Below are 13446 nucleotides of genomic sequence, written 5' to 3'. Positions count from 1 at the left end.
ATTGCGAGGGCCGAAGGTCCGTGGCAATCCAGAGCCTGCGTGAACCGCCCTGGATTGCTTCGCTCTGCTCGCAATGACGAGAAACTAGGCCACGAATGATCGACCTCCCCCTCGTCACCATCCTTCTGCTCACCGGCTTCATCAACCTGATCGGTGCGCTGGCCTATGCCGCGCGCATTGCCGGCGTGCGGACGCGGCGGATCGCGATGTCGTTCGCGCTGTTCAACATCCTCGTGCTCTTTTCGCGCACCTCGAACAGCTTTCTGGGGCCGTTCCTCGCGAAGCGGATCGAAACGCGCATCCACGACGACAGCGGCGCCTCGCTGTTCATCGATATGCAATTGGTGCTGGCGGCGGCGAGCGTCGCGACGCTGATCGGCATCCTGCTCGTCCCCACCGGCCAGCGCATGTTCGCCGCGGCGATCGGCTGGTACCAGAACAACCGCTCGACGACGCGGCTCGCGATGAAGGCGGTCAGCCCGGGCGGCCTGCGCACGATGCGCCAGTCGCTCCGCCTGCCCAGCCTTGGCCACCTCAAGGTCTGGCGCATGCCCAAGGGGATCGGCTGGGGCGTCCTGATCGCCAACTGCCTTGCGCAATCGCTGCTCGCGGTCGGCGTCGTCGCGTCGCTTTACGCGGGCTATCTCGCCCCCGAATTTCGCGTCACCGCATCGCAGCTTTCGGCGCTCATCAACGGCTTCGCGACGATCCTGCTCTTCGCCTTCATCGACCCGCAGCTGTCGGTGATGACCGACGACGCGGTCGAGGGCAAAGTCGACGAGGGCGATTTCCGCCGCGCGATCACCTTCATCTCGCTGAGCCGGCTCGCCGGCACGATCCTAGCGCAGGCGCTGTTGCTACCCGCTGCGACGCTCATCGCCTACGTCTCCGTGCATGTCTGACGCACCGATGCGGCACAGCCGCTTTCACGCCGTCCGCACGCGGCTCGAGGCGATGGCGGTCGAGCCCGGGCCGCGCGGCTGGTTTCTCGAATTTCTGGTGTTCGGCTTCAAACAGGGTTGGGCGTGCCTGTTCGGCGCGCTGATGCTCGCGCTTTTGCTCGGCACCCATCTATTCTGGCCCGACAGCGCGCCGATCCACCGCTATGACGCGATCACCATCGGCGCGGTGCTGATCCAGCTCGGCATGCTCGCGTTCCGGCTGGAAACGCCGAAGGAAGCGATCGTCATCCTGATCTTCCACATCGTCGGCACCGTCATGGAGCTGTTCAAGACCGCCGCGGGGTCATGGCAATATCCGGAAGGCAGCCTCCTCCACATCGGTGCGGTGCCGCTGTTTTCAGGCTTCATGTACGCCGCGGTCGGCAGCTATATCGCGCGTGTGTGGCGTATCTTCGACTTCCGCTACACCTTCTATCCGCCGATGTGGACGAGTTACGCGCTGGCTGCGGCGATCTATGTCAATTTCTTCGCGCACCACTGGCTGCCCGACATTCGCTGGCTTCTGTTCGGCGTCACCGCGCTTCTCTTCCGGCGTTGTCAGGTGTGGTTCCGCCCGCTCCACATCCACCGCCGCATGCCGCTGCTGCTCGGCTGGGGGCTCGTCGCGCTGTTCATCTGGTTCGCGGAGAATATCGGCACCTTCGCGCGCGCCTGGACCTATCCCAGCCAAGCCGATGGCTGGCACATGGTGGGGTTCGAGAAGCTAGGCAGCTGGTATCTGCTGATGATCATATCGTTCGTGCTGGTGAGCCTGGTCCAGCGGCCGAAGGCGCCCGATCACTCATAACGCGGCCGCCTGACTCTCCCCTCCCTGCAAGGGAGGGGCTGGGGGTGGGTACCGCCGAGGCACTCGGCGGCTTCTTCCAAAATCAGCCGTGCGACGCCTTCCGGATTCGCGAGCACATCATTGTTCCACACACGCAAAACGCGCCAGCCTTCAGATTCGAGAAATGCCGTTCGGCGGTCGTCATAGCTTTGCCGTTCAAGATGCTGGCTGCCGTCGAACTCGATTCCGAACCTCGCTTCGCGGCATGCCAGATCGATAATATAATTTCCGATGACGAGTTGCCGCGTGAAGGCAGGTCGATAACTCGAAAGAAGCCGCCAAATGATCCGCTCCGCAGGTGTCGCCTCATTCCGTAACTGGCGGGCTCGATCAGTCATCTCTGGCGGAATGCGGCGCATGATCGACAGATAGAGCGGCGAGCTACGCTCGCCAACCCACCCCCTACCCCCTCCCTGACAGGGAGGGGATTTAACCGAACGGCTGATCGATCGAGGGCGGCGGCTCGCTGAACCATTTCGGGCCGCTCTCGGTCATGTAGAAACAATCTTCCAGCCGGATACCGAACTCGCCGGGGATATAGATGCCGGGTTCGTTCGAAAAGCACATGCCTGCCGCCAGCTTCGTGGTTTCGCCGCGCACCAGATTGACCGGCTCATGCCCGTCGAGGCCGATCCCGTGGCCCGTGCGATGCGACGTGCCCGGCAGGCGATAGCCCGGTCCCCAGCCGAGCTTCTGGTAATAGGTGCGCACCGCATCGTCGACCGTTCCCGCCGCCGCACCGATCCGCGCCGCGGCGAAGGCGACGTCCTGCCCCTTGCGCATTTCGTCCCACACCTGCCGCTGGCGCGGGCTCGCCTTGCCGTAGACGAAGCTGCGCGAGATGTCGGATTGATAGCCGTGCACGGTCGCACCGCAGTCCATCAGCACCACCTCGCCCGCCTTCACCGCCTGCGGCTTGCCCGATCCGTGCGGATAGGCGCTCGCTTCGCCGAGCAGGATCAGCTCGAATTCGCTGTTGCCGCCCAGCGCACGCGTCGCGGCGCGCATGATCGCGCCGATGTCGGCCGGGGTCATTCCCGCCTCGATCCGCGGCGCGGTGTGGCGATAGGCGGCGATGGTGATGTCGCTCGCGACCTGCATCAGCGCGAGTTCGGCCGCCGACTTGATCATCCGGCAACCGCGCACGACCGGCGCACCATTGACGACGCGCGCCTCCGGCATTGCCTTTTGCAGCCCGTCGACCGCGAAATAGCGCACCGTCTCCTCGACGCCGATCCTGCCCTTGGCAAGCCCGCGCTTCGCCAGCCAGTCGGAAACGAAGCGGAGCGGATTTTCATCCTCGTTCCAGGTCAGCACATCGGCCGGAACGCCCAGGCTTTCGCGCACCGACGGTTCCTCGAAGAAGGGCGTGACGATCGCCACTTCGCCCTCGCGCGTCAGCACCGCGGCCGTCAGCCGCTCGCTCCGCCACCATTCGACCCCGGTGAAATAGATGAGGCTCGACCCCGGCTCGATCAGCAGCGCGCCGATATCGTTCGCGCGCAGCAGCGCCGCCGCCTTCGCAATCCGCGCCTTGCGCTCGTCGGCGCCGATCGGGACGGCCTTGGCAGCGAGGTTGGGCAGGCCCGCCGTGTCGGCGGCAAGAACCGATGCTGGCAGGCTCGCCGCCAATCCGGTCAGCGCCGCCGTACCCAGAAATTGCCGCCGCTGCATCGCCATCCCCTTATCCTTAGTAAATCAGCAAATCCGCAGTCTCGTCACGCCACGCCGCCTCGGCGGGCAGCGCCAGCGCGTCGAGGTCGCCCGGCGCTGCCGCCGCATCATCGACCCACAGGCGCAAGTCCGGCCCGCCGTTGATCACGTCGATCGCGAGCACATCGTCGGTATATTCATATTTGAAATCCTTGCCGCGCCAGATCGGATAATCGGGATAGAGCGCGCGGATCGCCTTGAAGCCCAGCGCCTGCACGCGCCACGGGCGGAAGGCCGCATGGTCGTACCAGGGGCCGTCGGCGTGGATATGGATGCCGCTGTTAAGCTGTCCCTTATGCTTGTGAAAGGTCGGCTCGAACCAGATGTCGCGCAGTTTGCAGCCCGTCAGCCATTCGGGGGCGAGCCGGTGCATCTCGGCGATCACCGCCCGCGCATCGATGTCGGGCGCGCCGAAGAGTTCGAGCGGGCGCGTCGTCCCCCGCCCCTCGCTGAGCGTCGCGCCCTCGACCATCACCGTCCCGGCATAGGCGCGCGCCATATTGACGTTCGGCGCATTGGGACTGGGGTTGATCCACGCGCGGTCGGTGGGCCAGCCGAAGCCCGGACCATCGGGCCGCCACCCCTCCATCGCGATGACGCGATAATCGACGTCGAGGCCGAAGTGGCGAAGGAACCAGCGCCCCATTTCGCCCAGCGTCAACCCGTGGCGCATCGCCATCGGCCCCGCACCGACGAAGCTTTCCCACCCGGCGCGCAGCAGCGTGCCTTCGACCGGGCGCCCCGCGGGATTGGGCCGATCGAGCACCCACACCGCCTTGCCGTGCGCCGCCGCGGCCTCGAGGATGTAGAGCAAGGTGGTGACATAGGTGTAGATGCGGCAACCCAGATCCTGAAGATCGACGAGCATCACGTCGAACGTGTGCATCGATTGTCCTGTCGGACGCCGCACTTCGCCGTAGAGGCTGAACACCGGCATGCCATAGGTCGGGTCGGTGAAGTCGGGCGACTCCATCATATTGTCCTGCAGGTCACCGCGCACGCCATGCTGCGGCCCGAACACCGCGGTCACATTCACCCCCGCCGCGACCAGCGCGTCGATGCTGTGCGTCAGGTCGGCCGTCACCGACGCGGGATGCGCGAGCAGCGCGACGCGGCGCCCCTCGAGCGGTTTGCGAAGCGCCGGATCGGCGAGCAGGCGGTCAATGCCAAATGTCACGGTCATGCTGCGCCGGGTGCCCCAAGCGTCAGTTGAAAGCAATCGGGATGATGGAAGTCGGGCTTGCCGGGCGGGTGCCGCAGCGCCCAATAGCTTTTGGTGCCGTCCAGCTCCTCGATCACCGCGGACAGCGCGAGCCTGCTGCCGCGGTCGGGATAGATGCCCGGTTCGATACGCAGGATATAGAGCGCGGCGCCGCGCTCGCACGTCATGTCCCACGGCGCCAGATCGTCGCTTTTCAAGAGCGAGCGATAGTCGTCGAATTGATAACAGGCCCAACGGCCATCGGGCGCATAGTTGAACTCGGTATAGTCGGGCTGTCCCTCTTCGGTCAGAAACGCCTCGAAGCAGCTGCTCTGCCACAGTCCGTCGGTCGCCGTGTCGGCGATGACGAGCTGGCCTTCGCAGGGCGGCAGCACCAAGGCGCCGATATCGCCCTCGACCCCGAAGCGCAGCGAAAAACCGTCTTCGAACGACAGCGCCACCTCCGCCCACACCGCCCGCACCGCCTTCGCGGGCGTCCCGGGGTGACAGATCAAGTGACGCCGTTCACCGGACTGCACCGCCATTCAGTCCTCTCCCGTTCGTCCTGAGCTTGTCGAAGGACCGTTCTTTCCTCTCGCCAACCGCGAAATTTGCAGCCAGTCGCCACGAATGAGTGCCATTTTCTTCGCTCTGCTCCACCCTTTTATGCGACGCTCGGCCTCCAACGCCTCCATCCGTGTCGAGAAGTCCTGGCTCCACACGAGCGCAACCGGCAATTTGTCGGAAGTAAATCCAGCTACCGCGCCCGATGCATGCTGCGCCATCCTCCGTTCCAGATCATCCGTGTGGCCGGTATAGAAAGCGCCGCCTCGACAGTGCAACATATAGGTCCAAAAGCGCATTGCCCGATGTAGAAGGAAGGGCGGCCCTTCGACAAGCTCAGGGCGAACGGGTTTGGGTTGTTTTCATCGGATAGGACGCATGCTATGCGCCCGCCCGCCATGACGAACTATAAATCCGACCTGCTGCGCCTGCTCGACGAGCGAGGCTATATCCATCAGATGACCGACGCGGAAGGGCTCGATGCGCTTGCCGCCAAACAGGTCGTCCCGGGATATATCGGCTTCGACGCGACCGCGCCCAGCCTGCATGTCGGCAGCCTCGTCCAGATCATGATGCTGCGCCGCCTGCAACAGACGGGGCACAAGCCGATCGTGCTGATGGGTGGCGGGACGACGCGGATCGGCGATCCCACGGGCCGCGACGAGAGCCGCAAGATGCTATCGGACGAAACGATCGCTGCGAACATCGCGTCGATCCGTACGATCTTCGAACCCTTTCTGATCTTCGGCGACGGGCCGACCGACGCGGTGATGGTCGACAATCAGGACTGGCTGGGCAAGCTCGGCTATATCGAACTGCTTCAGGAAGTCGGCACCCACTTCACGATCAACCGCATGCTGACCTTCGATTCGGTCAAGCTGCGGCTCGAACGCGAACAGCCGATGACCTTCCTCGAATTCAACTACATGATCCTTCAGGGTTACGACTTCCGCCATCTGTCGAAGGCGATGGACGTGCGGCTCCAGATGGGCGGATCGGACCAGTGGGGCAATATCGTCAACGGCATGGAGCTCGGTCGCCGCATGGACGGCGCCGAACTCTTCGGGCTGACGACTCCGCTGCTGACGACCGCTGCGGGGGCCAAAATGGGCAAAACTGCCGCCGGCGCCGTCTGGTTAAATGCCGATCAACTGTCCCATTTTGACTATTGGCAATATTGGCGCAACTGCGACGACCGTGACGTCGGCCGCTTCCTGAAGCTGTTCACCGACCTTCCGCTTGCCGAGATCGCGCGGCTCGAAGCGCTCGAAGGCGCCGAGATCAACGAAGCGAAAAAGATCCTCGCCAATGAAGCGACCGCGCTGTGCCGCGGCGCCGATGCCGCGAAGGCGGCGGCGGAAACCGCGACGCAAACCTTTGAAAAAGGCCACATCGGCGGTGACCTGCCACGCGTCGCGGCGCCGGCCGAGGGTATCGGCATCCTGAACGCGCTGCGCGAAATGGGCTTTGCGGCGTCGAACAAGGAGGCGCGCCGCAAGCTCGACGAGGGGGCGGTAAAGGTCGATGGCACGGTGATCCGCGACCCCCACTATCTGGTCGTGCCCGGCGAAAACGATGTGCCGGTCAGCCTGGGGGCAAAGAAGCACGGGCTCGTCACGCGCTGAATCCGCAAAAAAGCGTTTACGGATTCTTCAGCAATCGCGATGATCTTCTCCGGCAAACCACAAAGGTCCGGGACGTATGCGTAAGATTGACACGAGCAAAGCCCACTATGTCGGGCTCGACCAGCGAATTGCTCCGCGCAGCGACGTTTATTGTCGCCTGCCCTTCGTGCTGCCCGACGGGCGGCAGGAAATGTGCACCTGCGTCAACATCAGCGCCGACGGCTTGCTGATGCGCTACGAGCGCGGGCTGGAGCCAGGCGATCTGGTCGTGTTCCGCATGCCCATCATCGGCCGCACGGCGGCAAAGGTCGTCTGGTCCCTCGGCGGCAAGACCGGTGTGCAGTTCGAAAAATCGATCACCGCCGAAGATTATCTGCCGATGATCCGCGCCATGGGCGCCCGCGGCGACGTAAACTAATCAAGCATTCAAGGCTCGCGCTGATGCCCCCTCCCGCTTGCGGGAGGGGCAGCGAGGCTTGCGAACTTGTTCGCTAGCCGCAGCGGGGTGGGATACCGCGCCGTGGCGACCCACCCCCGGCCCCTCCCGCAAGCGGGAGGGGAAAAATCACCCACTCCGCAGCAGCGGCACCGCCGCATCGCGCTCGAACAGATACAGGCAAAGCCGCACCGCTTCGCCGCGCGCGCCTTCCATCCCGCCGTCGCGTTCGACGAACAGCCGCGCATCGTCATGCGCCACCGGCAACAGGCGGACGAGCTGCTCGGGCGTCGCCAGCCGATAGTCGGCGTCGCCCGACTGCTTGAGCCCCAGCAATTCGCCGCCGCCGCGCAGTTCCAGATCCTTTTCGGCGATCACGAAGCCATCGTTCGTGTCGCGCATCAACGCGAGCCGCTCGCGCGCCGTTTCGGACAGAGTCTGCGATCGCAGCAGCAGGCACACCGACTTCGCCGTGCCGCGTCCGACGCGGCCGCGGAGCTGGTGGAGCTGGGCCAGCCCGAAGCGGTCGGCATGCTCGACGATCATCAGGCTGGCGGCGGGGACATTGACCCCGACCTCGATCACCGTCGTCGCGACGAGGACGCCGATCTCGCCCGCTTCGAACCGCGCCATGACGTCATCCTTGTCCGGCCCTTTCATGCGGCCATGGACCAGCCCGACGCGCGCCTCGCCGAAACGGGCGCGGAGCAGCGCGGCGCGATCTTCGGCCGCGGCCAGTTCGCTCGCCTCGCTCTCGGCCACCAGCGGGCACACCCAATAGGCCTGCGCGCCGCTCGCCAGATGCCGGGCCAGGCCGTCGATCACTTCGTCGAGCCGGTCGACCGACACGACGCGCGTATCGACGGGCGTCCGCCCGGGCGGCATTTCGTCGAGCCGCGACACGTCCATCTCGCCATGGTTGGCGAGCAGCAGCGTGCGAGGGATCGGCGTGGCGGTCATCACCAGCAGATGCGGCGGGCGCGCCGCCTTGTTCGTCAGCATCAGCCGCTGGGCCACGCCGAAACGATGCTGTTCGTCGACCACGACGAGCGAGAGGTCGCGGTAGCTTACCGCGTCTTGAAAGATCGCATGCGTTCCGACCAATATGTCGATGCTGCCGTCGGCAAGCCCCATCAGCGTCGATTCGCGCGCCCGTCCCTTGTCGCGGCCGGTCAGGATGGCGAGATTGACGGGGAGCCCGGCGAGCATCGATTGCAAGGTCGCATAATGCTGGCGGGCCAGAATCTCGGTCGGCGCGAGCAGCGCCGCCTGCGTTCCCGCTTCCACCGCCGCCAGCATCGCGCGCAGCGCGACAAGCGTCTTGCCCGATCCGACATCGCCCTGCAGCATGCGCAGCATCGGCGTGTCCTGCGCCATGTCGCCGGCAATCTCGCGCCCGACGCGCTCCTGCGCGCCGGTCAGGCCAAACGGCAGCCGCAGCGCATCGACCAGCCGCCCGTCTCCGCGCACCGCCCTCCCCCGCCGATTGCGCAATCCCTGCCGGATCAGCATCAGCGCGACCTGACTGGCGAATATCTCGTCGTAGGCGAGCCGGTCGCGTGCCGCTTCGTCGCGCGGGCTGGCGTGGGCGCGCTCCATCGCATCGCGCCACGCCGGCCAGTTGCGGCTCGCCAGCAGCGGCGCGTCGATCCATTCGGCAAGATCGGGTCGCCGCTCGAGCGCCACCGCCGCCAGCTGCGACAGCCGCGCATTGGTCAGCCCTTCGGTCAGCGGATAGACCGGCTCATGTTCCGCAATCCCGGCCTCGTCTCCCGGTTCGGCGACATGGTCGGGGTGCACGATCTGGCGCATATCGCCATAAAGATCGAGCCGCCCCGACACCCGGCGCGTCTCCCCCAGGGGGAACAGCTTGCGCGCCAGACCCGACGTGCGCCCGAAATAGACCAGCCGCACATGGTCGCCCGCCGCGTCGAACGCCTCGACCCCGAAGGGCGCGCGCGGCGATCGGCCGGGGCGGTAATCCTGCGCGGTAAGGTCGACGATGATCGTCTGCCCCGCCTGCGCCTGATCGAGCCGGTCGACGGGCACGCGCGAGATGAGCCCGGTCGGGAGATGGAACAGCACATCGACGACGCGCTCCAGCCCCAGGCGCGCCAGCGGCTTGGCAAGCTGCGGACCGACACCCTTGAGGTCGGTCAGCGCAGCAAAGAGCGGGTTGAGGATTTCGGGTCGCATGGCTAGGGCGTGTCTAGCCTCGAACCCTTCGTTTTGCCCAGCCCTTCATCTCCGTTCGCATCGAGCGAAGTCGAGATGCCCGTCGGTGCAGCGCAAGGCCGAAGGGTGTCTCGACTTCGCTCGACACGAACGGAACGGGACGATGTTCATACCCGCTCAAAAAGGCCCGCCATGCAAGACCGCCTCAAACGCCTGAAATTCCGCGCCTGGCACCGCGGCACGCGTGAGGCCGATTATATGATCGGCGGTTTCTTCGATCGCTATGCGGCGGCGTGGGGCGAAGAGGAAATCGCGTGGTTCGAAGCCGTGGTCGAAGAGGATGACGTCGACATCATGGCGTGGGCGCTCGGCACCGGGCACCCGCCCGCGCATCTCGACCGGCCTGCGATGATCGCTGCAATGCGTCGGCTGGACTATATTCCGCTGCCATGACCCGTCCCTCCGCCGACATTTTCGCCGCCATCGCGTCGGCGTCGGCACCGCTGACGCTCGCACGCACCGCGGACGGCTTCCTGCCGCTGCTGCTCGCCGATCTGGCGCGCGCCAGCGACAAGCGGCTCATCTATGTCGCGACCGACGATACCGCGATGCAGGCGGTCGCCGATGCCGCGCCTTTCTTTGCGCCCGACCTTGTCATCCATCGCTTTCCCGCCTGGGACTGCCTGCCCTATGACCGCGCCGGGCCGTCGATGCGCGTCAGCGCCGACCGGCTCGCCACGCTGTCGGCGCTGCAGGCGCCGCCGAAGCGCGGCGAACTGATCCTGACCACCGTCGCCGCGATCACCCAGCGCACCCTCACGCCCTTTCGCATCCGCCAGCTCGCGACCACGCTCGCACCGGGGCAGCGGATCGATCGCGACGCGCTTGCCGAACTGCTCGTCGCCAACGGGTTCAACCGCGTCGATACCGTCGCCGATCAGGGCGAATTCGCGGTGCGCGGCAGCCTCGTCGACCTTTTCCCCGCCGGCGAGGACGCGGGGCTGCGCGTCGACTTCTTCGGCGACGAGATCGAGAGCATTCGCCGCTTCGATCCCGCCGACCAGCGCAGTCTTGGCCCCGCCAAGTCGCTGCAATTGCTTCCAGCGGCCGAAACGCTGCTCGATCAGGACACGATCAAGCGCTTCCGGTCGAGCTACCGCGAGATGTTCGGCGCGCAGGCAACCGGCGATCCGCTCTATCAGGCGGTCAGCGAGGGCCGGCGGCAGGCGGGGATGGACCATTGGCTGCCGCTGTTCGAGGAACGGCTGGCGACGCTGTTCGACCATATCGACCCCGCAACCCCGGTGCTGCGCGGCCACCGCACCGACGCGACGGCGGAGACGCGCTTCGATGCCATCATCGACTATCATGCGAACCGCGTCGCCGCCGAGCGCGAGCAGGCGGGCAGCTATCGCCCGCTCGCCCCCGACACGCTCTATCTGACCTCGAGCGAGTGGGCGGCTGCCGAGCGCGACCGGCCGGTGCATGTCGTCTCCCCCTTCGATGTCCCGCCCGCGCCGAGCGTCATCGATCTCGAAAGCTTTGCCGCCCGCGATTTCACGCCCGAGCGCGCGGCCGACCTCAACGTCTATGACAAGGTCGCCGACCATCTGTCGGACGAACGCCGCAAGGGCCGCCGGACGATTATCGCCAGCTATTCGGCGGGCGCGCGCGACCGCTTGTCGGGGCTGCTCAGGGACCATGGCGTCAGCGCGCTTGCCTCCGCCGACAGCTGGCAGGAAGCACTCGGCACCGCTTCGGCCGATGCCGGCGGCGCGACCGCAATGGTCGTCCTTCCGCTCGACCACGGCTTCGCGAGCGACGCGATCAGCCTGCTCACCGAACAGGATATTCTCGGCGAAAGGCTGGTACGTCGTCAAAAGCGCCGCAAAAGCGCCGACGCCTTCCTCGCCGAACTCGCGACGCTCAGCGTCGGCGATCTCGTCGTCCACCTCGATCATGGCATCGGCCGCTACGAAGGGCTGACGTCGATCCCGGTCGGGAAAAGCCCGCACGATTGCGTCGCGCTCACTTATGCGGGCGGCGACAAGCTCTACGTCCCCGTTGAAAATCTGGACGTCCTCTCGCGCTACGGCGGCGAGAGCGACGGGGTTGCGCTCGACAAGCTCGGCGGCGAGGCATGGCAGCGCCGCAAGGCGCGGATGAAAGAGCGCATCCGCGAAATCGCTGGCAAACTGCTCGCGACCGCGGCGCAGCGCGCGCTCCGCCCCGGCGAAGTGCTGGCGCAGGACGCCGCTTATCCCGCTTTCGCCGACCGTTTCCCCTACCAGGAAACCGACGATCAAGACCGCGCGATCGGCGACGTGCTGGAGGATATGGCATCGGGCCGCCCGATGGACCGGCTCGTCTGCGGCGACGTCGGTTTCGGCAAGACCGAGGTTGCGCTCCGCGCCGCCTTCGTCGCGGCGATGGCGGGGGTGCAGGTCGCGGTGGTCGTGCCGACGACCTTGCTCGCGCGCCAGCATTACACGAACTTCGTCGAGCGTTTCAAAGGCTTCCCGGTCAACATCGGCCGCCTGTCGCGTCTCGTGCCCGCGGGCGAAGCGCAGAAAACGCGCGACGGCCTCGCCAGCGGGCAAATCGATATCGTAGTAGGCACCCACGCGGTGATCGCTAAATCGGTGGAATTCCGAAATCTCGGCCTCGTCATCGTCGACGAAGAACAGCGTTTCGGCGTCGTCCACAAGGAACGGCTGAAGCAGCTCAAGGCCGACGTCCATGTGCTGACGCTGACGGCGACGCCGATCCCGCGTACCTTGCAGATGGCGATGTCGGGGCTGCGCGAACTCAGCGTCATCCAGACGCCCCCGGTCGACCGTCTGGCGGTGCGCACCTATGTGGCGCCGTGGGATCCGGTGGTGATCCGCGAAGCGCTGCTGCGCGAGCATGACCGCGGCGGCCAAAGCTTCTTCGTCACCCCGCGCATCAAGGATCTGCCCGACATCGAGGAGTTCCTGCGCACCCGCGTCCCCGAAATCAAATATGTCGTCGCACACGGCCAGATGGCACCCGGCGAAGTCGAAGAGCGCATGAGCGCCTTCTACGATCGCAAATATGACGTGCTCGTATCGACCACGATCGTCGAAAGCGGCCTCGACATTCCGAGCGCCAACACCTTGATCGTGCACCGCGCCGACCGTTTCGGCCTTGCCCAGCTTTACCAGCTCCGCGGCCGCGTCGGCCGGTCAAAGACGCGCGCCTACGCGTACCTCACGACGCCCGAGGGCGGCGCGATCACCGACACCGCCGAAAAGCGGCTCAAGCTGCTCGGCGATCTCGACACCTTGGGGGCCGGCTTCCAGCTTGCGAGTCACGACCTCGACATTCGCGGCGCCGGCAATCTCGTTGGCGACGAACAGTCGGGACATATTCGCGAGGTCGGCTTCGAACTCTATCAATCGATGCTCGAAGAGGCGATCCTCGTCGCCAAGGCCGAAGGTGCCGGCGTCGCGCCGCCGCGCGAGGCCTTGTCGCCCGTTATCACGGTCGATGCGCCGATCCTTATCCCTGAAGATTATGTGCCCGATCTGCCGCTACGCATGGCGCTCTATCGTCGCCTCAACGAGGCCGAGGACCGTACCGGGCTCGACGGTTTCGCGGCCGAGATGATCGACCGCTTCGGCCCGCTGCCGCCCGAAACCGCGAACCTCATCCAGCTCATGGAGATCAAGGCGAACGCGAGGGCGGCTGGCATCGCCAAGCTCGACGTCGGCACCAAGGGCGCCCTCGTCAGCTTCCACGGCGACCAGTTCGCCAATGTCCCCGGCCTGATCGCCTATGTCGAGCGGCTGAAGGGCCGCGCGCGCATCCGCCCCGACAACAAGCTGTCGGTGAGCGGCGACTGGGTCAGCGCAGGCGCGCGGCTCAACGGCGCACTGCAACTGTCGAAAGGTTTGGGGAAACTCGCACGGCAGGCGGGCTAG

The 13446-nt window shown here is 65.9% G+C and carries 12 protein-coding genes; 6 read left to right on the top strand and 6 right to left on the bottom strand.

Annotated elements, in window-relative coordinates:
• Positions 1-95: 95 nt before the first annotated feature.
• Together STE01S_RS09290 and STE01S_RS09285 are read left to right on the top strand one after the other, a co-directional pair.
• Positions 96-902: a lipid II flippase Amj family protein gene (locus STE01S_RS09290; RefSeq protein WP_082813285.1), complete on the top strand. Its 807-nt coding sequence runs from the start codon at positions 96-98 to the stop codon at positions 900-902.
• Positions 895-1749: a DUF817 domain-containing protein gene (locus STE01S_RS09285; RefSeq protein WP_062767230.1), complete on the top strand. Its 855-nt coding sequence runs from the start codon at positions 895-897 to the stop codon at positions 1747-1749. The genes STE01S_RS09290 and STE01S_RS09285 overlap by 8 nt, the downstream gene beginning before the upstream one ends.
• On the opposite strand, the gene STE01S_RS19660 is transcribed toward STE01S_RS09285, so the two are convergent.
• From STE01S_RS19660 to STE01S_RS09260, 5 genes are all read right to left on the bottom strand, one after another.
• Positions 1740-2147 (bottom strand): endonuclease domain-containing protein, encoded by a 408-nt coding sequence (locus STE01S_RS19660; RefSeq protein WP_082813284.1) that lies wholly within the window; start codon positions 2145-2147, stop codon positions 1740-1742. The genes STE01S_RS09285 and STE01S_RS19660 overlap by 10 nt on opposite strands.
• 70 nt (positions 2148-2217) lie before the next feature.
• Complete coding sequence (locus STE01S_RS09275) at positions 2218-3468, bottom strand: M24 family metallopeptidase (RefSeq protein WP_062767226.1); 1251 nt, start codon at positions 3466-3468, stop codon at positions 2218-2220.
• A 10-nt stretch (positions 3469-3478) separates the two neighbouring features.
• Complete coding sequence (locus STE01S_RS09270; protein ID WP_062767324.1) at positions 3479-4678, bottom strand: exo-beta-N-acetylmuramidase NamZ family protein; 1200 nt, start codon at positions 4676-4678, stop codon at positions 3479-3481.
• Between the two features lie 2 nt (positions 4679-4680).
• Positions 4681-5247, bottom strand: a complete 567-nt coding sequence (locus STE01S_RS09265; RefSeq protein ID WP_003039551.1) for a DOMON-like domain-containing protein — start codon at positions 5245-5247, stop codon at positions 4681-4683.
• The gene (locus STE01S_RS09260) at positions 5248-5565 is read right to left on the bottom strand and encodes a GIY-YIG nuclease family protein (RefSeq protein WP_003039554.1); all 318 of its coding nucleotides are present in this window, start codon (positions 5563-5565) and stop codon (positions 5248-5250) included.
• A 99-nt stretch (positions 5566-5664) separates the two neighbouring features.
• Here STE01S_RS09260 and tyrS point away from each other — a divergent pair, with 99 nt between their 5' ends.
• Positions 5665-6891: a tyrosine--tRNA ligase gene (tyrS, locus tag STE01S_RS09255; RefSeq protein WP_062767322.1), complete on the top strand. Its 1227-nt coding sequence runs from the start codon at positions 5665-5667 to the stop codon at positions 6889-6891.
• 76 nt (positions 6892-6967) lie between these two features.
• Positions 6968-7309, top strand: coding sequence for a PilZ domain-containing protein (locus STE01S_RS09250; protein WP_003039557.1), 342 nt, complete (start codon positions 6968-6970; stop codon positions 7307-7309).
• Between the two features lie 147 nt (positions 7310-7456).
• Here STE01S_RS09250 and recG read toward each other — a convergent pair whose 3' ends face one another.
• Positions 7457-9523, bottom strand: a complete 2067-nt coding sequence (gene recG, locus STE01S_RS09245; protein ID WP_062767224.1) for an ATP-dependent DNA helicase RecG — start codon at positions 9521-9523, stop codon at positions 7457-7459.
• 171 nt (positions 9524-9694) lie between these two features.
• Between recG and STE01S_RS09240 the strand changes: the two genes are divergently transcribed.
• Positions 9695-9955: a succinate dehydrogenase assembly factor 2 gene (locus STE01S_RS09240; RefSeq protein ID WP_058811949.1), complete on the top strand. Its 261-nt coding sequence runs from the start codon at positions 9695-9697 to the stop codon at positions 9953-9955.
• Positions 9952-13446 (top strand): transcription-repair coupling factor, encoded by a 3495-nt coding sequence (gene mfd, locus STE01S_RS09235; protein WP_062767222.1) that lies wholly within the window; start codon positions 9952-9954, stop codon positions 13444-13446. The genes STE01S_RS09240 and mfd overlap by 4 nt, the downstream gene beginning before the upstream one ends.

Source organism: Sphingopyxis terrae subsp. terrae NBRC 15098 (assembly GCF_001598815.1).
In the GTDB taxonomy this organism is placed as follows: domain Bacteria; phylum Pseudomonadota; class Alphaproteobacteria; order Sphingomonadales; family Sphingomonadaceae; genus Sphingopyxis; species Sphingopyxis terrae.
Note: the sequence above shows the minus strand (reverse complement) of the source record. Positions and strands in the feature narration are given on the sequence as shown.

Excerpts from the sequence above, each read along its gene's own strand:
- STE01S_RS09240 (WP_058811949.1), top strand. The coding sequence starts at position 9,695 with ATGCAAGACCGCCTCAAACGCCTGAAATTCCGCGCCTGGCACCGCGGC.
- mfd (WP_062767222.1), top strand. The coding sequence starts at position 9,952 with ATGACCCGTCCCTCCGCCGACATTTTCGCCGCCATCGCGTCGGCGTCG.
- tyrS (WP_062767322.1), top strand. The coding sequence starts at position 5,665 with ATGACGAACTATAAATCCGACCTGCTGCGCCTGCTCGACGAGCGAGGC.
- STE01S_RS19660 (WP_082813284.1), bottom strand. The coding sequence starts at position 2,147 with ATGCGCCGCATTCCGCCAGAGATGACTGATCGAGCCCGCCAGTTACGG.
- STE01S_RS09265 (WP_003039551.1), bottom strand. The coding sequence starts at position 5,247 with ATGGCGGTGCAGTCCGGTGAACGGCGTCACTTGATCTGTCACCCCGGG.
- STE01S_RS09250 (WP_003039557.1), top strand. The coding sequence starts at position 6,968 with ATGCGTAAGATTGACACGAGCAAAGCCCACTATGTCGGGCTCGACCAG.
- STE01S_RS09275 (WP_062767226.1), bottom strand. The coding sequence starts at position 3,468 with ATGGCGATGCAGCGGCGGCAATTTCTGGGTACGGCGGCGCTGACCGGA.
- STE01S_RS09260 (WP_003039554.1), bottom strand. The coding sequence starts at position 5,565 with ATGCGCTTTTGGACCTATATGTTGCACTGTCGAGGCGGCGCTTTCTAT.
- recG (WP_062767224.1), bottom strand. The coding sequence starts at position 9,523 with ATGCGACCCGAAATCCTCAACCCGCTCTTTGCTGCGCTGACCGACCTC.
- STE01S_RS09290 (WP_082813285.1), top strand. The coding sequence starts at position 96 with ATGATCGACCTCCCCCTCGTCACCATCCTTCTGCTCACCGGCTTCATC.
- STE01S_RS09285 (WP_062767230.1), top strand. The coding sequence starts at position 895 with ATGTCTGACGCACCGATGCGGCACAGCCGCTTTCACGCCGTCCGCACG.